The organism is Nonlabens antarcticus (assembly GCF_015356755.1).
GTDB classification, from domain to species: domain Bacteria; phylum Bacteroidota; class Bacteroidia; order Flavobacteriales; family Flavobacteriaceae; genus Nonlabens; species Nonlabens antarcticus.
Genome location: NZ_JADFCO010000047.1, coordinates 1 through 367, shown reverse-complemented (window position 1 = coordinate 367; position 367 = coordinate 1). Strand labels below are relative to the sequence as shown.

Below are 367 nucleotides of genomic sequence, written 5' to 3'. Positions count from 1 at the left end.
CGATGCCCTCCTCTTTAGTTTTTCCCAGTCTTCCAGTGAACGTTGCTTATTTTTTAGAGTGTGTCTCTGTTCGTAAGCGGGTGCAAATATACGCCCCCTTTTTCTTTACCACCAAACTTTTCCGTCAGAAAAATTCATTTATTTACACATTTATTTTTAACCCCCATATTACCAAGTATTTATACCCTGAAATAAATGGAAGGTTTTTTCAGGTTGATCTCTGATAGTCCCTAAAAGTATGCTCGCTTTATTTATCGCCTGGTTTTCTTCTAGGTATTCCCTGGGTGGGTTGTTTATATTCCCCCAGTAAAAATAACTGGAATGCGCTCTGGTGATACCTACAAAGCACCTGCGCTGAAGGAGGACT

The 367-nt window shown here is 40.1% G+C and carries 1 protein-coding gene; it reads right to left on the bottom strand.

The window, feature by feature from the left end; genetic code table 11:
- Positions 1-168: 168 nt before the first annotated feature.
- On the bottom strand, positions 169-367 hold a 199-nt coding region (locus tag IQ282_RS14910), incomplete at its 5' end, for a hypothetical protein (protein WP_228547164.1).